The 21,631-nt window shown below is 46.8% G+C and carries 15 protein-coding genes and 1 pseudogene; 8 read left to right on the top strand and 8 right to left on the bottom strand.

The annotated features are described in order from the left end of the window. The 3 genes from MKY97_RS18885 (at position 1) to MKY97_RS18875 (ending at position 5,206) form a co-directional block, all read left to right on the top strand. A complete protein-coding gene (locus MKY97_RS18885) occupies positions 1–3,402 on the top strand; it encodes an SbcC/MukB-like Walker B domain-containing protein (RefSeq protein ID WP_342551845.1) in 3,402 nt (1,133 codons plus the stop codon). Continuing rightward, entirely contained in the window at positions 3,395–4,648 is a 1,254-nt protein-coding gene (locus tag MKY97_RS18880; RefSeq protein ID WP_342551844.1) for a Wadjet anti-phage system protein JetD domain-containing protein, read from the top strand. Before MKY97_RS18885 ends, MKY97_RS18880 begins: the two co-directional genes overlap by 8 nt. 276 nt (positions 4,649–4,924) lie before the next feature. After that, positions 4,925–5,206 carry a DUF6809 family protein gene (locus MKY97_RS18875; RefSeq protein WP_342551843.1) on the top strand — a complete coding sequence of 94 codons (282 nt, stop codon included), beginning with the start codon at positions 4,925–4,927 and terminating at the stop codon, positions 5,204–5,206. Positions 5,207–5,386: 180 nt separating this feature from the next. Here MKY97_RS18875 and MKY97_RS18870 read toward each other — a convergent pair whose 3' ends face one another. Next, positions 5,387–6,757, bottom strand: coding sequence for a right-handed parallel beta-helix repeat-containing protein (locus MKY97_RS18870; protein ID WP_342551842.1), 1,371 nt, complete (start codon positions 6,755–6,757; stop codon positions 5,387–5,389). A 590-nt stretch (positions 6,758–7,347) separates the two neighbouring features. Then, on the bottom strand, positions 7,348–8,940 hold the full coding sequence (locus MKY97_RS18865; RefSeq protein ID WP_342551841.1) for a catalase: 1,593 nt from the start codon (positions 8,938–8,940) through the stop codon (positions 7,348–7,350). A gap of 218 nt (positions 8,941–9,158) precedes the next feature. Between MKY97_RS18865 and MKY97_RS18860 the strand changes: the two genes are divergently transcribed. Further along, positions 9,159–11,123: an ATP-dependent DNA helicase gene (locus MKY97_RS18860; RefSeq protein WP_342551840.1), complete on the top strand. Its 1,965-nt coding sequence runs from the start codon at positions 9,159–9,161 to the stop codon at positions 11,121–11,123. Positions 11,124–11,489: 366 nt separating this feature from the next. Here MKY97_RS18860 and cysK read toward each other — a convergent pair whose 3' ends face one another. The 4 genes from cysK to MKY97_RS18840 all read right to left on the bottom strand — a co-directional run bounded on the left by cysK (position 11,490) and on the right by MKY97_RS18840 (position 14,848). Beyond that, positions 11,490–12,452, bottom strand: coding sequence for a cysteine synthase A (cysK, locus tag MKY97_RS18855; RefSeq protein ID WP_342551839.1), 963 nt, complete (start codon positions 12,450–12,452; stop codon positions 11,490–11,492). 145 nt (positions 12,453–12,597) lie between these two features. Further along, entirely contained in the window at positions 12,598–12,981 is a 384-nt protein-coding gene (locus MKY97_RS18850) for a hypothetical protein (RefSeq protein ID WP_342551838.1), read from the bottom strand. A 599-nt stretch (positions 12,982–13,580) separates the two neighbouring features. Beyond that, positions 13,581–13,814 carry a hypothetical protein gene (locus tag MKY97_RS18845; RefSeq protein WP_342551837.1) on the bottom strand — a complete coding sequence of 78 codons (234 nt, stop codon included), beginning with the start codon at positions 13,812–13,814 and terminating at the stop codon, positions 13,581–13,583. Beyond that, positions 13,811–14,848 (bottom strand): nucleotide-binding protein, encoded by a 1,038-nt coding sequence (locus MKY97_RS18840; RefSeq protein WP_342551836.1) that lies wholly within the window; start codon positions 14,846–14,848, stop codon positions 13,811–13,813. Before MKY97_RS18840 ends, MKY97_RS18845 begins: the two co-directional genes overlap by 4 nt. 900 nt (positions 14,849–15,748) lie before the next feature. Here MKY97_RS18840 and MKY97_RS18835 point away from each other — a divergent pair. Beyond that, positions 15,749–16,477, top strand: a complete 729-nt coding sequence (locus MKY97_RS18835) for a YitT family protein (protein ID WP_342551835.1) — start codon at positions 15,749–15,751, stop codon at positions 16,475–16,477. A gap of 202 nt (positions 16,478–16,679) precedes the next feature. On the opposite strand, the gene MKY97_RS18830 is transcribed toward MKY97_RS18835, so the two are convergent. Next, entirely contained in the window at positions 16,680–17,171 is a 492-nt protein-coding gene (locus MKY97_RS18830; RefSeq protein WP_342551834.1) for a DUF2188 domain-containing protein, read from the bottom strand. A 155-nt stretch (positions 17,172–17,326) separates the two neighbouring features. Here MKY97_RS18830 and MKY97_RS18825 point away from each other — a divergent pair. The 3 genes and pseudogenes from MKY97_RS18825 (at position 17,327) to MKY97_RS18815 (ending at position 20,234) form a co-directional block, all read left to right on the top strand. Further along, positions 17,327–18,128: pseudogene (locus MKY97_RS18825) on the top strand (DUF2837 family protein). Between the two features lie 176 nt (positions 18,129–18,304). After that, complete coding sequence (locus MKY97_RS18820) at positions 18,305–18,898, top strand: TetR family transcriptional regulator C-terminal domain-containing protein (protein WP_342556387.1); 594 nt, start codon at positions 18,305–18,307, stop codon at positions 18,896–18,898. An 82-nt stretch (positions 18,899–18,980) separates the two neighbouring features. Next, positions 18,981–20,234, top strand: a complete 1,254-nt coding sequence (locus MKY97_RS18815; RefSeq protein WP_342551833.1) for an MFS transporter — start codon at positions 18,981–18,983, stop codon at positions 20,232–20,234. A 344-nt stretch (positions 20,235–20,578) separates the two neighbouring features. Here MKY97_RS18815 and msrA read toward each other — a convergent pair whose 3' ends face one another. Continuing rightward, positions 20,579–21,541, bottom strand: a complete 963-nt coding sequence (gene msrA, locus MKY97_RS18810; RefSeq protein ID WP_342551832.1) for a peptide-methionine (S)-S-oxide reductase MsrA — start codon at positions 21,539–21,541, stop codon at positions 20,579–20,581. Positions 21,542–21,631: the final 90 nt, after the last annotated feature.

The raw sequence follows: 21,631 nt of genomic DNA, 5'->3' as shown, positions 1-21,631 counted from the left end.
ATGAAACGGATGACAAAACTCTTACTGATTCATTGGCACTACTTTGTCCATGAAGTTATTGAGTTAGATAAAGTGAATTTTCTGACCGGAAAAAATGCCTCCGGGAAGTCGACGGTTATGGATGCTTTGCAGTTGTTACTTCTTGCCGATACTAGTGGTAGTTTCTTCAACAAGGCTGCCAGTGGCCGTGGTAATCGAAACTTAAGTGGATATTTACGCGGTGAATTAGGTGACGATGAGGATTCTGGTTTTAAATATCTACGTAATGGACGTTTTACAAGCTATATCGCTTTAGAGTTCTTTGATGAGGAAAAGAAAAAATATTTTACCGCAGGGTGTTGCTTTGATACTTATTCGGAAAACGATATGCAAAAACTATTTTTTCGATTTGACGGAGTTATGCCGTCAAATGAGTTTGTCATTAATAGGAAGCCGATGGATATTACAACTTTGAGGGCACATATCAAGGAACACTATTCGATAGGACGTAGTTATACTACCGATGTAAATCGGGATTTTAGGCAGGATTTATATGGGAAACTTGGAGGCTTGCGTGATCGCTTCGGCCAGTTGTTGAGGAAAGCTGTTTCGTTTAATCCCGATGTTGACATACAAAAATTTATCTCAGAATTCGTCTGCGATACGCAACAAACAGTTGATGTCAGCCGTATGCAGGAAAATATTAGAAGCTATAAAAGCCTGGAGCAAGAGGCTGAGGTGCTTAAGGATCGAATCACGTTGCTTGAACACATTGTTACGGATCATCAAACCTTTGAAACCCACAGACAAAATGAAATTCTATATTCCTATCTGATTGACCGCGCGCAAGTAGATATCAAATTGACTACTAGTGCAGGCGAGAAAGAAAAAGTAACCGCTTATTCTGCCCAGCTAACTGTATTGAAGGATACGTTAGCTAAGGAAACTGAGCGACAGAGCAAACTGCAGGGTGACCGTAATATCATGCAAGCCAACCTGCTCAGTAATAAGGAAGCGCAAGTTTTAGCGAATCTTCAATCTCAAATCTCAGAGAAAGAGCAACTAATATCTACGCTTCATGGGGATTTCGGTAGGACTTCTGCATTACTTTCAAAAAGCATTGCTTCATGGAGGATGAACATTAATGGGTTCATTAAGAAAATTCAAGGGACAGATACTAGCTCCCTCGATCCGATATTGACGACTCGTGTTCATGACCTTGTTGACGAAGGACAACAGTTTTATGCCAAGCTTGAAATACTCGGAAATAGTGATGCAGCAGCCATTTTAACAGTTGGGGAGAAAGGGCTCATTCACTATGCAGCCAGAGCGGATGCTATACGTATGCAGTGCAACGGCCTCGTTTCACGATTCTCCGAAGAAATACAGAAGGTTGCAGATAATCGTAAAGGATTACAGACGGAGCAGCAGTCCCTTGAAAAGGGTATCTACCGCTTTCCACAGGATGTACTTGATCTCAAGGAAGCTGTTATAGGGCGTTTGCATACCCAAACTGGTTCATCAGTTAAGGTAGTAGTAGTGGCGGAAGCAGCTGAACTTAGGAATAAACGCTGGCGTAATGTTATTGAAGGATATCTTAATACACAAAAATTCTATCTGATTGTTCCCCCGGAGCACTTTGACACTGCACTTCGTGTTTATGATGAAATTAAGAGACAACGAAACATCTATAACACTGGTATTGTGGATATTGAAAAGCTGCAGAGAATAAATCCCATAGCAGAACCTGGAAGCCTTGCTGAAGAACTTGAAACGGATGATCGCAATGTGCGCTTATTTTTAGATTTTACACTTGGTCGTGTGAAAAAATGTGACCGCGTCAGTGATTTACGCCGGCATCGAACAGCGATTACAGACGATGGAATGTTATACCAGAATTTTGTTGTAAGAGCGATGAATCCAGACAGATGGGCTAAACCTGCCATTGGCCAAGGTGCGATTCAGCAACGCTTGGAAGATGTGAAAAGAGAGATTAAAGAGTTAACTGATAAAATAGCTGTTTGTGCATCTGTAAAGATTGCCTTTCAATCGGGAAATGCTCTAATGATTTTAAGCGAATCGGACGCCAAACAAACTGTTACGGCAGCAGTAAATGTTGGACAGATTCCAGAGATAGAACAAGAAGTCATTTTGCTGAATAAAAGTATGGAGTCTATTGATAAAAGTGCTGTTGAAGCAATGCAGGAACGCATCGAGTCATTGGATCAACAACTGGGGGCTCTTTATAAACAGATTGACGTATATAAGCACGAATCCAGCACCATCGAAGAACGCTTGCGTGTATGCATAGAGGAAACAATTCCAAGACTTTCTAAAGAGTTGGAAACAATGCAGTTAGAACTTTCTAGAAAATACGAAGCAGAATGGCTCCAGAGCACAGGAAATACAAGATATCAACGAGAGCTCTTAAGTAGAGGTAATGCAGTTGATATTGAACGGGCATTTCCGAGAGAACTTAGTCGCTCCGTAAACGCTAAAAACGCTTTGTGGGACGGGTTGCGAACTTTGCGCCGCCAATATAATGATAAGTATAAAATGGGGTATGATATTGACGTCGTGAGTAATGACGCTTACGATAATGCGTGGATTGAGCTCAGCGATATTAAACTTCCGGAATATTTGACTCGTATCGCCGATGCCCGAAATAAAGCTTTTGAGCAGTTTCAGGAGGATTTTTTAAGCCGTCTACAATATAACATTAAGGATGCAAGGCGGCAGATTGATGGACTAAACAGTGCATTAAGCGGAAGTTCCTTTGGGGAGGATACATATCGTTTTCTGATTATTCCAAAACAGGAATATAAACGATATTATGATATGATTGTAGATCCAATGCTGCTGGAAGGCGGGTATAATCTTTTGTCTGATCAGTTTAATGCAAAATACAAGGATGAGATTGCAGAACTGTTTGCAATTATTACGAATGAAGGAACCGGATCGAAAGCGCAGGAACGCGATGATTATGAAAAACGAGTACAAGCTTTTACGGATTATCGTACTTACCTTTCTTTCGATTTAGAGGTCATTAACCGCGAGGGAGAATCACAAAGACTCTCTAAAACACTTGGGAAAAAATCTGGTGGAGAAACTCAGACGCCATTTTATATTGCAGTGTTAGCATCGTTTGCGCAATTGTATCGCATTGGCCGGGACAAGACAGCTAATACATCTCGTATCATTCTGTTTGATGAAGCATTTTCCAAGATGGATGGCGAGCGAATTGTGCGTAGTGTTGAATTGTTACGTGAGTTTAACTTTCAAGTGGTACTTTCAGCACCACCTGATAAAATTGGGGATATTGCCACTCTTGTAGATAGGAATTTATGCGTTTTACGTGTAGGAAAGCAGGCATGCGTGCGTAGTTTCGACCCTAGGAAGTTGGAGGAGCTTGAATATGAGTGAAGGATTTAAGCGCCAATTAGTTTCAGCTTTACTTGATAAATATGAGCGTAGTAGTTTTTTTTACGCGGAAAAACGTCCGACACGTCGAATTATGCTGAAATTATATGATGGAGGACAAACAGAGTTCCCACAGTATGATATAGAGCAATATGAAAAGCGCAGTATGATAAATTTTGCAGTACAGGCCTTGTATGAGGCGCAGCTCTTATCATATCGATGGATGAAGGGTGAAGAAAGTCATATCATAGCAGAGGTATGGCTGAATTTTGAGAATATCTCATCTGCGTACTCCTTGATTGGGCGGCAACCAAAGGGCGATGTGGTGGATGAGGTTTGTTTAGAACTGTTGAATTCAATAGATAAAGTTCGTAGCGGATGGGCAAAACAGTTTCTGAGCGATGCATATGACATCATTTCTAGAAAACGCTCTATTGGAAATAGATTACCAGTAGATAGAAGCGAGCGTAGTGATCTCCTTCGTGCAATATGTTTTATTGATCAAATGGGTGAGTTAGAAATGCTTGAACGTGTATTTTCGCTTCAATGTTTCGGGGATTCAAAGAGATTCGAGAAGGCGATAAGAGCACGGCTGCTTGGCATATTGTACAAATATCTAGATTATCAAGATGATAATACTGATGAGGAAATTCTTAGACAAGTAGGTATTACGAAGTATCCAGAACAATTGGAGTTTTGTGGGCAAGTAACCATGTCATTTGATAGCGGAACCATTGACTTTTCACATTTGATTTTTGGGGGCGTTGTGAACTCGAAAGATTTCCAACGAGGTCAGTTAAGATTATCTCCAACAATAGAACGTGTGATCTCAATAGAAAATAGGGCAAACTATATTGAGTATATCTATAAGCAAAAAAAGGACCATGAATTAGTTGTGTTCCACGGAGGGCAATTTAGCCCTGCTAAGCGGAAATTTTTAATGGCTGTTGCTGCATCCATACCTACGAATAGCCATTGGTATCATTGGGGGGATATCGACTTTGGTGGATTTTCTATGCTGGCAAGACTAAGACGGGAAATTAAGAACGATGTTATTCCGTACCGCATGGAAAAATCGGAATTGATAAGATATTCTTTGTTAACAGCATCACTACAGCCGAAATATATTGAAAAGCTATGTGGCTTGAAGCGGCATAGCGAGCTTGTCGATTGTTTACCCTGCATTGACCATATGATAGAAAATCGTGTCAAACTGGAACAGGAAGCTATGTTGACCGATCTTATTTAATAATTCAATTACCCGGTTTCGGAAGTTAATCTCTACTGGTCTGAATAATCAGCCAGCTTTATAAATAAAGCCGTTGGAATAATCAGAATTGCCACGTTCGTAGCTTCATAAACACGTTTACCACAGCAAGATGAGCGGACATTTGGTGTTTGAGGCATGGTTTAACTTTAATTTCGACTCAATTTCACCAAAAACGAAAAAATACTAGCGCATTTCCCGCTAAATCCTCATCCTACCTCATCCCTTGAGTTACAATCTTTCTGAGGTGACCTTATCATGAGGGATAATATGTCAAACTTGATCGAAGATTTGTTTCACGGAAACCTAAGATTGGACGAGTCGATTCATCCTGATCAAGCTGAGTATCGAGAGATTAATAGTCAAATATCGGACCTCATGCAAGGCTACAAAACAAAGCTTACCAAGAGCGAATACGATGATTTGGAACAACTGGTAGACCTGATCGAACAGTCCACGTCCATGTATGTGGAAGCAGCGTTTGAGCAAGGTTTTCGTACAGGCGGTAAACTCATCATTGAGGTTTTATGCAAACCGTAATTATCTATTCAATCTATCCATCCATAAGTTAGCAGGGTATGCCCAGCAACTCAAAAATCCCCTTCACCAACACCAGCATCCAGCTGGCATGGAGAAGGGATTTTACGTTTATCCGTTTCTTTTATTTCACATGTGCACTCAACACACATGTTTAACTCTAACTCCAAACTACGCTACATCCTACCGCGCTCCAATATTTTTCCCCGCTGGCGTACCTGACCCAATCAGATCACTGCCACCTGCAAGCTTTAGGAAATTACCCAGTACCGGCGTTCCATCTGCGGCGCGGGTTACCGAAGGTACGAGGGAGACAAAGTCGGCTGCGCTGGCGAGCAGGCCTTTGTCGTTGACGCTTTTTTTGTTTTTCCACCAGACGTTGGTGCTGCTGACATCGGTCCCGCTGGTTTTGTCGCTGGCGCCGCCTTGGAAGGACAGGTTGTTGGTGAAGATGTGGGTACCTTTGTCAAAAGCAAAGTTGCTTTGCCCATTGTTCCATGAGGTGTTGTTAGTCATCTGTATCGAACCCGGATTGCTGTTATAGGTAAAGCCATGTTTTTTGTTATTAAACGCAATGTTGTTCTCGACAATATGATTTACGGCAATTTTCTCGCCGCCCAGCTTAAAGCCGTTACCATCACTGTTCGAAGTGGATGTTCCGTCTGCGGTGGCGCCGTTACCGTATGCGATACTGTTGCGGATCGTCACTGCACCGATAGCGCCTGTGTCTGTTTTGCTATAGAGATCCCAGCCATCGTCTACGTTATAAGCGGCAATACAGCCGTCAAAGACGTTCCCCGGACCGACCGTCAGCTTGGCGGCAAAACCGTCCGCATCCTCGCCGTCATCCGGGTCGTAGTTGTTGTGGGAGTAAGAACGAATGACTTCGTTATACGAAGGCCATTCACTCTTGGCAGCCGTTGAAGCATAACGCCCGATCTGAATACCTGTATCCCGGTTATGATGGGCTTCGATCTGCTCCAGACGGTTGTAGCTGCCACCGATGAAGATGCCGTTATCGCCAGCACCTTTGACTTCGAGTCCTTTTACGAACCAGTAATCTCCGAACATTTGCAATCCCCGATTCGTGGAAGCAAAGGTTTGAGCCGAGAAATCGAAAACAGGTTTTTCCGATCCGTAGGCAACCAGATTTTTACGTTGTGAAGAGGTGCCGCTGTTGCCGCGTTCAATGGTAATCGTTTGCGAGAAGCTGTAGGTTCCGCCGCGTAGATAGATCGTTTTGCCAGGGGCGATCTGGGTCAGAGCGTTAGCGAGTGACGTTGGACTATTGATCGTTCCCGGATTGCTGGCAGAACCGTTAGGAGACACATACAAATCGCCCGCAGCCAGCGTAAGATTGGAACTGTTCACCACTGACTCTGATTCTGAGGTATTAGGCAATCCACCTTCCAAAAGTTCTGCGGCACCCACCGAACCACCGCTTAGCAGTAATAGAGGGAACGCAGCACTGAGACAGATGTTAGTCATTTTGGATTTCAGGGAACGCTGGGATCGTGCAGATGCATGAGTAGATGTGGAAGGGAATAATTTCATGATGCAAGCCTCCTTGGTTAATTGGGATAAAATATCGAGCTGGCGGGTAACCGGGTATGGACTGAACAGAGCAGAACAGAACAAGCAGAACAAAGCAGAACAGAACAGAGAGTACCTTCAATGAAATCACAATATGATACGTCACTTGCTTCGTCCTACCTGGCTCACTGCCTAAAAGGTATCCACCCGGACACAGCTTCATGGTAAATGTTGTAAACGCTCTCATCAATAATCATTTGATCAGGTCGCGTTCAAGACTGGCAGGACAGGCATAACTGCTCCGAATCCCATCCCATCCACAGGTAAAATGTAATCCGATCATTGGCTGATCGCCTTTTTTTAACGAACCATCGTCTGAAATGAACGTAAATATGCCTGTTTTTCCCGAGCTGATCACACGAGACTTATCCCGAATCTACCGCTTTGAACTTCATTTTTCTCCAATATCAACAGCTTTCTCCAAACAAAAAGCCCCATAAGCGGCTGCCAACACTGGCACCCAGACTCACGGGGCGATAATTCATCTGACTTTTTATGCAATAATACTCATCTAATTATGGACAATACTCGTCCAGCTCATCTAGCGCCAATTAATACCCATCCGTTTCCCGACTGCGCTTTTCGGTCTCTTCAACGCTCGGATCATGTTTCGGCTGCACTGTTTCACTATCGTCTGTGGATACAGCAGCCAGTCCTTCTGCCACACGTCGCCCGTAATCCGCATCCGCTTGGGTAAAATAAGAAATCATGCGCTCCCGGATATCCGGTTTGCATTGGGCCAATGCGCCGACCATGTTGATGATTAACTCATTCCGCTCCCAATCCTCGAACGCCCGGTACGTATCCCCGGCTTGTCCAAAATCATTCGTACGCTCAATTTTCTCCCGCACCAGATGGCCTTCCACCAGCGGTTCATGCTCCTTGCCGCGCGGCTGAGCTTCCGTTAATCCCCCGAGCGAAGAAGGCTCGTAATTCACATGTGGATTTTGACCTGGTGCCCGGTCCACTTTGTACTGCATTTGCCCGCCGCTTTGATTAGTAGCTACCCGGTTCTTCGGCGCATTCACGGGCAATTGCAGATAGTTTGCACCCACCCGGTGACGCTGGGTATCCGAATAGGAGAAGGTACGTCCCTGCAGCAGCTTGTCATCCGAGAAATCAAGCCCGTCCACCAGCACACCCGTCCCGAATGCAGCTTGTTCCACTTCATTAAAATAATCCTCGGGATTGCGATTCAGCGTCATTTTGCCTACAGGCAGAAACGGAAACTGATCCTGCGGCCACAGCTTGGTCGGGTCCAGCGGGTCAAAGTCCAGCTCCGGATGCTCACCGTCCTCCATCACCTGAACGCATAGCTCCCATTCCGGATAGTCACCCTGTTCAATGGCATGATAGAGATCGAGCGTGGCGTGGTTGAAGTTCTGACCCTGAATTTCACTGGCGTCCTTTTGCAGCAGGTTGCGAATGCCTTGTTTCAACGGTTCCCAGTGGTATTTGATGAGCACCCCTTTGCCGTCCTGGTTCACCCATTTGTATGTATTTACGCCCGACCCCTGCATCTGCCGATAATTCGCCGGAATGCCCCATGGAGAGAAGAGAAAGGTCACCATATGTGTCGCTTCGGGACTGAGGGAGACAAAATCGAAAAAACGCTCCATATCCTGTGCATTGGTCAGCGGGTCGGGTTTGAACGCATGCACCATATCCGGGAATTTCAGCGGGTCACGGATGAAGAAGATTTTCAGATTGTTGCCGACCAGATCCCAGTTGCCGTCTTCGGTATAAAATTTAACGGCAAATCCGCGCGGGTCCCGCAGCGTCTCCGGGGAATGCCCGCCATGAATGACGGTCGAGAAGCGCACGAACACGGGCGTTTGTTTGCCTTTTTCCTGAAAAAGACGTGCTCTGGTGTACTTCGATACGGGTTCATTCCCAGCCGTTCCATACGCTTCAAATACGCCATGAGCGCCAGCCCCGCGGGCATGCACGACCCGTTCCGGGATACGTTCGCGGTCGAAGTGTGTAATTTTTTCGAAAAAGTGATAGTTCTCCAGCGTAGTTGGTCCACGGCTGCCCACGGTTCGTACGTTCTGATTGTCGGTAATCGGATGGCCCTGCCGATCTGTCAGCGTTTCGTTGGATGGGTCTGAGGAATGCCCGGATGGTGAAGAATGTTTATCCATAGAGCGGTATACCACCTTTCCTGAAGTTGGATTCCTGTATATATTTTCCCTGTGCTCAACATCTATACATAGCCCTATCCAAGCTTCTCCGTTAACCAAGTAAAAAAAGCTTGTCTCCTGATCCATCACATGCGATAATTAACTTTTGCCCTGCGGCCTTTTTTGAACGGAAAATGAATGAAAGAGGACCGCATCTAAGAATGGAGGCTGACCCAGGATTGTCTACACAACGTTACCCTTTTGCATATGATCCGGCTGAACCTTTTGTATCCCGTCTGGGAGAGTGGGTTGCCGATGTGTTTTATGATATTTTGCCAGAGTCCGGCTTCGAGGTACGGGACGAACAGATTTTTATGGCGTACCAGCTCGAACGGGCCTATGGAGATAAAAAAACGATTATGGCCGAGGCCGGCGTAGGAACAGGTAAAACACTCGTTTATCTGCTCTACGCGGTTTGTTATGCACGTTATACGGGCAAACCGGCGGTAATCGCCTGTGCCGACGAGTCTTTGATTGAACAGCTGGTGAAGCCGGGCGGAGATATTGCGAAGCTCGCTGAACATCTGGATTTGCAAGTGGATGCACGTCTGGGCAAGTCGCCAGATCAATACGTCTGTCTGAACAAGCTGAGTGCCGTCCGATTCGCCGATGAGGATGCGCCAGTGATTGAAGAGGTATACGAAAGCCTGCCCGAATTCGTGAACACGCCGGGAACACTTCAGGCGTTTCATCCGTATGGTGACCGCAAACAGTATCCGCATCTGAATGACCGTCAGTGGAACAAGATTAACTGGGACCCGTTCCAGGATTGTTTTGTGTGTCCGAAAAGACAACGTTGCGGCCTGACGCTGTCGCGTGATCATTACCGTCGTTCCAAAGACATCATCATCTGTTCCCATGATTACTACATGGAGCATGTGTGGACCTATGAAGCGCGCAAACGTGAAGGACAACTGCCTTTATTACCAGATCACAGTTCGGTTGTATTTGATGAAGGCCATCTGCTGGAAGAAGCGGCATTGAACGCCCTGAGTTACAAGTTGAAACACCGCATCTTCGAAGAACTGGTTACACGTCTGCTCGAAGGCGAGATTCGTGAATCCCTTGCGGAGCGAGTAGATGAGGCGATTGAAAGCAGTGAGCGTTTGTTCCGTCTTCTGGATACGTATACGGTGGCCATTCCCGGATCGGAACGGAAAGAAGTCCGGGTGGAAGCACCGCTGCTGCGTGAGATTGAACGTTTGACGAATGTACTGGATGCCATCGGCGAAGAGTTGGTATTCGAAAGCGGATTGTTCTCGCTGGACGGGTATCAGATGCGTGTTGTAGAAGAACATTTAGACATGATTCAGACGGCCTTGGCCCTGTTCCGCAAGGAGGATGGTTACATCTGCTGGGCGGAAGAGAGCGAGGACGAGACGACATTGTCGATCATGCCGCGTACGGTAAAAGAAATCCTGAATGAGCGTGTGTTCAATACCGGCATTCCGATTGTCTTTTCATCGGCTACGCTGTCTGTGGACAACTCATTCCGCTACGTGGCGGATAGTCTGGGGATTGACGATTTTGTATCGTTCTCCGTCGCTTCTCCGTATGATTACGCAGATAAAATGCAGATGAAAATTGCCGAACAAGCTGTTCCAGGCCATGCAGCGAACGAGAACCGTCTGCGTGATGCGGCGGCTTTGCTCCAGGAGAGCGGCGGTCGGGCACTGATTCTGTTCCGTACGATGGAGGAACTGCGCGCGTTCAAGCAGGATATCGTTCATGTGCCGGAGGCGCAGGGATTGCGCTTTATGTATGAAGGGGATCGGGAGATCAGTGATCTGATCGCGGCGTTCCAGCAGGATGAGGAGAGTGTGCTCTGCTCCGTCAATCTGTGGGAAGGACTCGACGTGCCGGGGCCTTCGCTGTCCAACGTGATGATCTGGTCACTTCCGTACCCACCGCAGGACCCGGTATTCAATGCCAAACGGAATGCGTCGGCTTCGCCATATGAAGAGATCGATTTGCCGTATATGCTGCTGCGGGTGAAGCAGGGTCTTGGACGTTTGATTCGGACAAGCAGTGACTCCGGTTCGGCCGCGATTCTGGATGAGTCACTCTATACCCAGAAGGAAGCCAAAGACCGCATTGCGGCGCTGCTCCCGGAAGGTGTGGAATGGACAACCTTGGCCCATTAATCGGTAACCACCGTTTCTAAGCGTTAAACGAACATGTAGTCGCAGTATGGATGTAGCACGGGGCGAGGGATTTCATGTTTGTGACTGATGCTTGTCATTTATGTATGTAACTTATGCTTGTATTTCATGTTTCCGCTGCATGCCTCATGTCTGATACCTGCGCTCTGCGTGATTACTTTTGTGTTGCGAAAATAAAAATAAGCTCCTGTTCTCTTGGATACATGATCCGAGGTGAGCAGGGGCTTATTTGTTTTGATTATCTATTCGGTTAGGTTATTCATTTGGTTCTCGATTTTGTTATGCGATATGAACGTAGAGCTTGTTGTGTAGAGATTGTCGTGTTATGGACCGCTGCCTTTGGCTTTGTTAAAAAATACCCATGCTCAGATACCGTTCCCCGGTATCCGGCGCAATGCAGAGCACCCGGTGCCCCGGCCCCAGTTCCTTCGCAATGCGAAGGGCGGCCCACACCGAAGCGCCAGAGGAAGGGCCCAGCAGCAGCCCTTCCCGGGCAGCAAGCTGCCGCATCGTATCCAGTGCGTCCTCATCGGACACCTGGATGATGGCGTCCCATACGTCGGTATTCAAGATGTCCGGGATGAAGCCCGGACTTGTACCGACGAGCTTGTGCGGTCCGGGCTCGCCGCCGGACAGCACCGGGGAACCCTGCGGCTCCACCGCATAGATGCGGAGGGCGGGAAGCTGCTTGCGCAGCTCTTCGCCCGTTCCCGTGATCGTGCCGCCGGTTCCGGCTGTAGCGATGAAGGCGTCCAGCCTGCCATCCATCTGCTCCAAAATCTCGGGCGCTGTCGTGATCCGGTGAATATCCGGATTCGCCTGATTCTCAAACTGCTGCGGAATGAAGCTGCCCGGCAGATCAGCGTGGAGTTCCTTCGCCTTGCGAATCGCTCCAGGCATCCGCTCCGCAGCGGGCGTAAGTACAACCTCTGCGCCATAAGCCTTCAAAATGTTGATGCGTTCCTTGGACATGTTATCCGGCATGATCAGGATCGCTTTGTATCCTTTGGCCGCGGCATTCATCGCGAGGCCAATCCCGGTGTTGCCGCTGGTCGGTTCGATAATGGTTGCCCCAGGCTGCAGCAATCCGTCTCGTTCAGCCTGAGCGATCAGGTTGTAGGCGGCACGGTCCTTGACGCTGCCGCTTGGGTTGAAATACTCCAGCTTGACGAACACGTCAGCGGAGTCAATGGCTGTGAGCCTGCTGAGCCGAACCGCAGGGGTCTGGCCGATGAGTTCGGTCACATTCGCGGCGACGAGCGGATGTTGGTGTGTATTTTTTTGTGAATGGGAATTTGAATGTATATTCATTGAGTACAGCTCCTTGGTTGAACAGACGTTGAACGCATATCCGATTCCCGGATTGGAATGGTTGGATATGTCTGTCTCCATCTTAATGAACAAAGCCGATTATGGTCAAGCTGTGCAAAAATCACACCTCGAAATCCAATCGTACTCAGGTTTGCGCCAGATCCATCCGCAGATGGCAGCTCAGCTCTTTTTTGACCTCATTACGCGCAAAAGTCCAGAGCATATAGAACCGCTGCTTGTATCCCCTGCACAAATAAACGGTTTCAATGCCATCCTTTCCCCGTGTTTCCTCCAGAACTTTAACTCCGCGGGTTCTCATCTGTTTGCGCAGTCCCAGCATCTCTTTAAGTATGTCATTCTGGATGCGGGTGAGCGACAGGATGTAGACCTCGGGCATTTTCAGAAGCAGTGTATCCAGAGTACGAATATCCCGTTCCAATACATCCAGCAAAAGCGTGCGTACAACCAGGCCTTTAATCAGACGATGATCTTCATCCGTAGGCGATGGGGCGGAAGTAGAGGATGTCATACGTTCACTTCCTTAACCTATAATTGGAATTAAATGTTTACAGAACATGTGTTCCTATATTATAATCAATATATGCAAAAGAGATACATTGTACAACAGATAAATAATGGAAGGCGGCTTTAAAGGTTATTATGGCGGTCATCTTTCGTATCCTACTTCATAAGCATTTAGCAAAAACGGACAAGCCGGCTCCAAAATTAGGTATAATTTATGGGTTTTGCAGGAAACCTAAGGTCAGAATCAAGATAGCAGTGGTGATCCGACTTAGATCAAAAGGGGAGTTCTTCGGAAATCTGTGTATATGAATTTGGTATATTGAATTACAGCTGTTCTTAACCATCCGCAGTCTGCAGGTTTAGAATGAAATGAGGTATTTGAGTGCAGGTGCTGCAGCGGAACTGTGGCTGACGGGGTGGCTTATTCAAAAAGCATACAAAAAAAGCCCGGCCATAGGCGGCAGGGCCTGGTAACAAACTGCCGTTACAGCGGCAGCAGAATTGAAGGTTTGTGTGCTGAAAAATTTCATGCTGGAGTTCAGTAATAATCAAGTACAACAATCTCACTAAGTCATCATAACTCAATACAAATTGTGTCAGAGATTAAGCCAGATATTGAGGTTTCTCATAGTACGCCTCTTTTTCCAAAATGACCTTGTATGGCCGCTCCTTGCCTTTCAGTGAAGGGCCGATCGTAATGAGCGGTACAGCCGGTTTGTGGAAACGATCCTCTTCCTTGGGTTCCGGAACCGGTCGTGATGAATCAGGCGCAGAACTAAGGCGAACTTTCTTCTCGCTGCCCCAGCGCTTGCTTATTTTTTTCATTTCCGGTCTCATTCCGGTTCGCCTCCTAACAGATCGTTGATGGCGTTAAACAATTGACGGTTTTGCAAGTCAATGTTCTGAAATACCGCCTCATCCGCTTCAACATGACCAATAATGTGAACGGTAATTACGTACCTCTTGGCTACAGGATAGCATAGCAGATACTCTTTCTCAAGGTAATCGTCGTACAGATTTACTTTGATTTTGTTTTCTTGATACGAATCGACAACGAGAATACGCTTCGGATCATCGGGCGGTTTGTCATCATTCGCGGACAATTCGTATTTTCTGCCCGGTTCTCCCACATTACCACATAACTGCTCAATATAACCTTTACCATCTGTACGATAGATTGCAGTGCCGCGAACAGTAAACGGCGGGTGGGAGACAAAGGCACTTCGCAGTGCATCGCTCATGCGTTCGAGCATCTGGGGGTCTGCTTTGCGTGTACGCAGCAATTCACGGAAGAAACGAAGCAGTTTAAACAGCTGCAGGCGTGCTTGGTCTTCAGACCGTTTATGCATCTCAATGATACGCTCGGCTTCGGGATCACTCCATCGTCCTTGTTCTTCAATACTATCTGCGATTTTGGAACAGGCTACGGATACGGCTGGAGCCCACTTTCCGTCAGAACGAATCTCATATACCAGCGGATTTAAGCCCAGCAGATCGGTAGGCATCCGCAGTCCTTCGACTTTGGCAGCATCCTTGATGTCCGTAATATCCTCAGGAAGAATGAAAAAAATACGCTTTCGTCCCAGACGGCCCATGAATAGGCCCATTTCAAGCATTGTATTATCCCGAACCGATGCGTAGTACTTTCCGCGAATTTTGGATATGTCATCCGGATGGAAGATAAAAATGGCAAAGTCCGTTGTGCGTACCTCGGCTTCCAGATCGTCCATGGTATAACTGCTTGGATTAAATACCCCCGAATACCACGGGGTGACTTCGGCAGAAAAACGCAAGTTTTCGTGTACAGCGGCTGCAATCGGCTTCGCTTCCAGCGAGCAGCCAATAAAGACTCTCGGCTTTAACGTTTTCATCAATCCGCCTCGCTTAAACGGTAATGGGATTCAATTGTTATATTATACCATAAACAGCAGAGTAAGTCTGGAAACGTTCGAATCGATTTGCAGTTACCGTCTGCTATAGTGTATGTGCAGAAGGAAGAGGATTCCTTTACTAAAGGCCAGAAAATAAAAAAAGGCCCGTAATTGTCACAGTTGGGTGACCGCACTGTTATATTTACATGCTTCGGTCATAGAATAAAGGAGCAGGCAGCACCATTCGCAAGCTTTGCTTATCCTGGTGTGCCTGTATGACGACTGGAGCAGTCCAGAGCATGCTTTATGCGTGTTTTTGCTGGATTGCTTGTTTAGACCCGGTCACATCGGTGTTATATAATAGAAGTACAAGCAAGTTAGCTTTGGTGTTTAAATTGAATTACATTTAAATGCTGTAAGTTGGATCTCCATTTTACACGTTAACGAAGAGTGCAGAACCCATCTGTAGAAGCGAAGCGCTCGCGTTTATCACAGGATTTTTCTTTTGAAAAAAGGAATCAAAAAAATCCGGGGATAACAGCGATCGAAAGAGGGTACTGCAATCGAAGCGGTAAGTGTAAAGTGACCTGTTCAATCTTCTGCATCATTTATTTTTCAATTTAACCAAGCACAGCTAACCACAACACACAGAAAGGATCAGGATACCATGAGTCCCCGAAGGACAATCTCCCCAAGGACAATCTGGAAACGTTACGATCTCTCATACACATAGCGCCCCTTGTAGAGTAAACCAACCGTATTTCAAAAAACGGCTGACTCTGCGAAAGAGGGGATTGGAATGAATATTCGAAGGACGTACACGATGATTTCTTCCAGGCTTACCTTTAGCAGGGTACGGTCGGTCTAACAAACCAATCTACAAACTGCGAGGGAACCTGTATGAAGAGAACATCGTTAATCGTACAACACGTAAAGACAGAAGCAATCAAGTTTGCAATTATGCTGCTTGGTACATTTATTTTGGCATTTGCTTATTATCACATTAACTTTCAGAATCATTTATCGGAGGGCGGATTTGTTGGTCTGGCCCTGCTCGGAAAATATGCAACGGGTTTATCGCCAGCGATCGGCATGCTGCTGCTCGACATTCCTGTCATGATCCTGGCCTGGTTCCTTAAAGGCTGGAAATTCATGATTCAGGCACTGCTGGGTGTAGGTGCATTTTCACTGTTCTATGACGGCTTTGAACGATACTCGACACTAGTGATGAATTTCAACGGAAACCTGTGGATTCCTGCAGTACTGTCTGGTGTATTGACCGGAATCGGTGCGGGAATTGTGCTTCGTTTTGGTGGAGCCACAGGCGGAGACGATATTCTCGCTGTACTCGTCAGCCGCTGGAAAGGATGGAAGCTGGGGACCGTTTTCTTTGTTAGTGATGCATTCGTATTAGGATTGTCACTTTTCTTTCTTCCGGTAAAAGAAACTTTATATACAATTTTGGCTGTATGGATTGCCAGCAAAATGATTACGTATGTGGTCAGCATTCCGGCACGCGGCACGGTTGTTACGACTTCGGCTGTGAAACTGCCGATCCCGACGGCTGCTGCTAAAGCGGTCAATGCTGCTGCAGCACGGACTTCCGTGGCACAAGGCGTAACACATTGAGCATGCAGTTCAGAACGACCCATGGCTTATATGGCATTAAAAGTATTCGGGCTTTATTCAGCTTTTTGAAGTTTGAAGCAAGCTTTGATTTGGAGAGGAAATCCCTTTTGTCTGCAGACTGCGCAGCAAGAGGGATTTTTTTGGTTATACATCCTGAAAGCGAATGAAGAAGAGAACAGTCTTATTTATGAATGAGTGGAAATTAAGACTTAAGAGAACGAGCAATTTGTCCATCCTGATTATGAATAATGGCTCGAATATGCTGCTTGCTGCTCCATTCTTGGGCCGCATCCACAGCTTCTGCTTTGGTGTCATAGGTGGAATGATAGTCCGACGTACCTTCTTGTTTAATGGCCCAACCCGAATCCGTAGGCACGACATGGATGTTATGATGACTTTTGGAAGAAGAGACCGGTTCGGAGTGGCGGCGCTCCTTGGAGGAAGATCCCGAACGGGCTGACACTTTATCGTTTTCACTGGAAGCTGAATGAGAAGATGCATTTGAGCTTGCCGCCGCTTGGCCATCGGGATGATTTTCATCCCATTCCTCGGCTTTGGCCGTTGCAATGGCAATCGCGCGTCCTTCTTCATACCCTTCATCCAACAAAGCGTTGGCAATTTCGATGGCTTTGTGCCGGACGCGCGGCTTCAGGTTTTTCATGGATACCGGGTAATCCTGTTTATTCCATGGCATAGGTTTTCCCTCCTGTATAGGTATAGGTTAGTAGTATATTACCCTGAGGGGAGAGGGATAAACGAAACCATTCTCATGAGCTGACGAATGATATTTAACAAAGGCGCGCCATTAGCCCAACCATAATTCGCAAACAGCCGAAGTCATGCTCCTGAATGTGGCATTGGACTGCTTTTCTATACTTTCGAGCATGTAAGACGTATAATACGTTAATACAGAATTGGATAAAATCAATCATTAGAACTAATATAAAGGAGAACATACATATGTTTAGTTTGAGTCTTGCTCTTCCTATGCTGTTTACCATGCTGATTCACGCGGCGGACAGCTTATCGTATGCGCTCCGCCTTGGCGGCCTGCGTACGCGTAGAATTGCCCTGGCCATATCACTGGCAGGCATTCTGCTGCTCGTTTCCCGCACTTCCAATATGGCACAGGGCCCGATGATCGGGAGTTTGGTAAATGCGGCGACCCGAGGAAACAACCCGCACTTTGCAGCACAGCTCCATTGGTTAATGGGGGCGGCAGCTGCTGAATCGGAGCAAGATCCGCAATGCAGCGTATTACATTACCCCGCCATCCTGGAAAATGGCCAAACGTTTGGTACAGCACGGTATGCCAAGACGGCTAATGCTTCTCAATGCAGCAGTGACGGCAATTTATACCACAGGTGTGTTATCCAGTTTATACGCAGCGTATTTGTATCCGGGACAAGCTGTTGCTGCCTCTCAATCGACCGGAATGATTAATGGGATGGCAACGATTTTACTTACGATTCTGGTCGACCCGCGCATATCGCTGCTCAGTGATCGATCCTTACGCGGCGAGATTCGGTTGGACCGCATGAACCAGATTTATGGCTGCATGCTCGTATCTCGACTTTTTGGCACCCTTGTGGCCCAGCTGCTGCTCATTCCTCTCGCATATTGGATTGGCTGGATTGTAAATGTGATGTAACCATTCTAATCTCTTGAGTGCATGCATGCTCCGCTTAGGCAGACAAACACACTTCGGCATCCTTTACTCGTTCCGGCACGGGGGAGGGATGCCTGTTTTGTATGAATTGACAGGAAATATAGGCCGTGCTAATATTAGACCGAATAGTCGGTTTTTTAAAAAAGGGGGGAAAGGTTATCGAAGTCAAACGGAGAAAAGACACTGCCCAGATTAAGAAAGATATCGCGCGGAATACGAAGGAACTTTTTGCCCAGAAGGGGTACGGGGCTACTTCGATGGAAGACATATGTACCATTAACAATCGGAGCAAAGGCAGCATCTATTATCATTTCAAAAGCAAAGAAGAACTGTTTATGTATCTGATCAAGCTTAATAACGAGGATTGGATGAATGAATGGCTGGAGAAAGAGTCTCGCTACAAGACAGCTGTAGAGAAGCTGTACGGGCTGGCCGACCACTATGTAGATGACATGGCGAATCCGCTGAATCACGCCATTAACGAATTTGTATCTGGTCAGGTTGTCAGCAAGGAGATGATGGACGATATGCTTTCGCTGATCCGAATCCCCTATGCAACATATGAGTGCATTATCTCCGAGGGTATCCGGGACGGGGAATTGAAAGACGAAAGTCCGCAGGACCTGATGCATATTATTTACGGTCTTTTTAACGGACTTAGTACGCTGTATTTTGAGAAAGATCTGGATGAAATCCGACGGCTGTACCATATCGGAATCAGCAGTGTGCTGACGGGTATAAAGCAGCGTTAACCAAGAAAAAGCTGATGAAATATCAGTTTTTCTTTTTGAACATTAGTGGACCGGACAGTCGGTTTAAAAAAGGAGATGGAATATGAATACATTAATCAGAAACAGGGCTTTTCTTATCATCACCGGGTCCGACCTGCTGCAAAACCTCGCGATATGGATACGAAATATGGCCATCCTCTATTATATTATGGAGCAGACACAGGGGAATCCGGTTGCAATCTCCTTTATTACCGTACTCGAGTACGCTCCAATCTTTGTATTTTCCGTCATTGGCGGTGCGCTCGCAGATCGCTGGAATCCCAAACGGACGATGATTACGGGGGATATCCTTAGCGCTTTGTCGATTGTAATCATAATAGGTATTCTAAGTTCGGGCTATTGGCAGGTGCTCTACGCTGCAGCGCTGATTTCCTCCATTGTCAGTCAGTTCTCTCAGCCCTCGTCTGTCAAAATTGTCAGGCGTAACGTTAAAAGGGAACATGTGCAGACGGCGATCGCCGTAACGCAAAGTGCGAGCTCCCTTTTTCTTATTTTAGGGCCAGTCGTGGGTACCTTTATTTATACGACCATGGGTATTCAAACATCCATGATTGTACTTCTCATATTATTTATGGTGTCCGCAGTGCTTCTGACGTTCCTGCCCAAGGATGAAGTCAAGCGGGAGACGAGCGATTCTTTACTAGCTGATATCAAAGAGGGATGGCATTATGTCCAGCAGTCACGTTCTCTTAAAATGCTGAGTCTGGTGTTTGCCTGTGTTGGGCTTTCCGCCGGGCTCATCAATCCATTGACCATATTTCTGGTTACCGAACGGTTAGGACTGGAACAGACCGCGCTGCAGTTTCTGTCGGGGGCTTCCGGGCTCGGTCTGCTTATCGGCGGTGGAATCGCTGCAGCTCTCAGCAGCAAGTTGAATCAAACGAAGACATTAATCATCGGCCTGCTCTGCCTTGCAGTAACTATGCTGGGTGAAGTTTTGTCCAGCTGGCTCTGGCTGACGATGGGTCTGACCTTCCTCAGTTCAATAAGTCTCGCTTTTATTAACGTCATCATCTCTTCTTATATGGTCAGCCGGATTGATGAGCATCTGATCGGCAGGGTAAATGGAACAATTACCCCTCTGTTTATGGGAACTATGCTGCTTGGTTCCTCGCTCGCAGGTGTGATTATGAACCATACTTCACTGCTTATCGTATATGTGATCTCGGTGATTATCATGCTCATAAGTATGATTCCGGGGCTGAAAGTTCAGTTTAACGAAGCAGAGATTACAGCAGAAGAGATTAAACATGCAAATACAGAGGAGATAACGCGCCCGACAGAGACCACGATGTAGTTTGAATTTTGCGAAGAGGTGAGAAGGAACAGCGGTGAAGGGAACGACTGCGGCGTCATGGTGATAATCATAAAGTGCCTAAGCTAAGTGAATCTCAAATGAAGCAGACTTATGGAAATTGCGGCAGAGATACAAGAGGAAGGTTACAGTCATGGGTATGAACAGCTAGGTTTGGAAAATCGGCGGGACAAATCGATTAAAAGCATAACGACGATACAGTATGAAAATGCAGCACGCAAGTTTAACCCGGTCCAAAAACGTCAAAAGAGCAAGCGGGATCAACCCGATGCTCTTTTGCCATTTATCCTTGGGACGCTTTTTCTACAGCCGTTCACATCTGCAGGTTATTCGAACAGAACGCGATATTCGCCATAGCCTTCTTTTTCTAGATCCTCTTTCGGTACAAAACGAAGAGCAGCAGAATTGATGCAGTAACGCAAACCACCTGCTTCTGTAGGACCATCCGTAAATACATGTCCGAGGTGGGAATCGCCTTCACGGCTGCGGACTTCGGTACGAATCATAAAGTGGCTGAGATCCGTTTTTTCCTTCACATTGTAGTCCCGAAGCGGACGTGTGAAGCTTGGCCAGCCGCAGCCGGAATCGTATTTGTCGGTAGAACTGAACAGGGGTTCACCGGATACGATATCCACATAGATGCCGTCCCCGTGATGATCCCAGAATTCGTTATGAAATGCGGGTTCCGTAGCGCTGTTCTGAGTCACCTCATATTGAAGCGGGGTCAGGCGATCTTTCAGCCCGCTTTTGTCTACCTTACCCGACCAGCTGCGTTCAATGAAGTCCTGGCGGCCTGAGCCCTTGCTGTAACGTTTGTAGTGAGCCGGGTTTTTACGGTGATAATTCTGGTGATGCTCCTCAGCCTCATAGAACGTTTTTGCGGGCAGGACCGGTGTGAAGATGGGCTTGTCAAAACGTCCGCTGTTCTCCAGCGCGGCTTTGGAAGCTTCGGCAATTTTGCGCTGTTCCTCACTGTGATAAAAGATAGCCGTCTGATAAGATGATCCGCGGTCATGGAACTGACCGCCTGCATCTGTCGGATCAATCTGCTGCCAGAAGAGTTCGACCAGTTTCTCGTACGGGAATATGGAGGGATCAAACGTAATCTGAACGGCCTCAACATGCCCCGTCGTTTCCGAGCAGACCTCCTCATAGGTTGGGTTTTCGGTATGTCCGCCTGTATAGCCCGAAACGATTTTATGAATACCGGGCAGTTCCTCAAAAGGGGATACCATACACCAGAAGCATCCGCCTGCAAATGTTGCTTTCTCTAATGACTGTTGTTCCATTCTGAATTCACTCCATTTCTGATGAAGATCCAGCATTCCGTACCGGAGCATGAAGCCAATCGGCTCTGTTTTGATCTCTCGCTCCAGCAA

The sequence above is a fragment of the Paenibacillus sp. FSL R7-0652 genome (assembly GCF_038595045.1).
In the GTDB taxonomy this organism is placed as follows: Bacteria; Bacillota; Bacilli; order Paenibacillales; family Paenibacillaceae; genus Paenibacillus.
Note: the sequence above shows the minus strand (reverse complement) of the source record. Positions and strands in the feature narration are given on the sequence as shown.

Coding starts and splice junctions, on each gene's coding strand:
- MKY97_RS18875 (WP_342551843.1), top strand. CDS start 4,925: ATGAGGGATAATATGTCAAACTTGATCGAAGATTTGTTTCACGGAAAC.
- MKY97_RS18830 (WP_342551834.1), bottom strand. CDS start 17,171: ATGCCATGGAATAAACAGGATTACCCGGTATCCATGAAAAACCTGAAG.
- MKY97_RS18815 (WP_342551833.1), top strand. CDS start 18,981: ATGAATACATTAATCAGAAACAGGGCTTTTCTTATCATCACCGGGTCC.
- cysK (WP_342551839.1), bottom strand. CDS start 12,452: ATGAATATACATTCAAATTCCCATTCACAAAAAAATACACACCAACAT.
- MKY97_RS18835 (WP_342551835.1), top strand. CDS start 15,749: ATGAAGAGAACATCGTTAATCGTACAACACGTAAAGACAGAAGCAATC.
- msrA (WP_342551832.1), bottom strand. CDS start 21,541: ATGGAACAACAGTCATTAGAGAAAGCAACATTTGCAGGCGGATGCTTC.
- MKY97_RS18840 (WP_342551836.1), bottom strand. CDS start 14,848: ATGAAAACGTTAAAGCCGAGAGTCTTTATTGGCTGCTCGCTGGAAGCG.
- MKY97_RS18845 (WP_342551837.1), bottom strand. CDS start 13,814: ATGAGACCGGAAATGAAAAAAATAAGCAAGCGCTGGGGCAGCGAGAAG.
- MKY97_RS18870 (WP_342551842.1), bottom strand. CDS start 6,757: ATGAAATTATTCCCTTCCACATCTACTCATGCATCTGCACGATCCCAG.
- MKY97_RS18850 (WP_342551838.1), bottom strand. CDS start 12,981: ATGACATCCTCTACTTCCGCCCCATCGCCTACGGATGAAGATCATCGT.
- MKY97_RS18865 (WP_342551841.1), bottom strand. CDS start 8,940: ATGGATAAACATTCTTCACCATCCGGGCATTCCTCAGACCCATCCAAC.
- MKY97_RS18880 (WP_342551844.1), top strand. CDS start 3,395: ATGAGTGAAGGATTTAAGCGCCAATTAGTTTCAGCTTTACTTGATAAA.
- MKY97_RS18885 (WP_342551845.1), top strand. CDS start 1: ATGAAACGGATGACAAAACTCTTACTGATTCATTGGCACTACTTTGTC.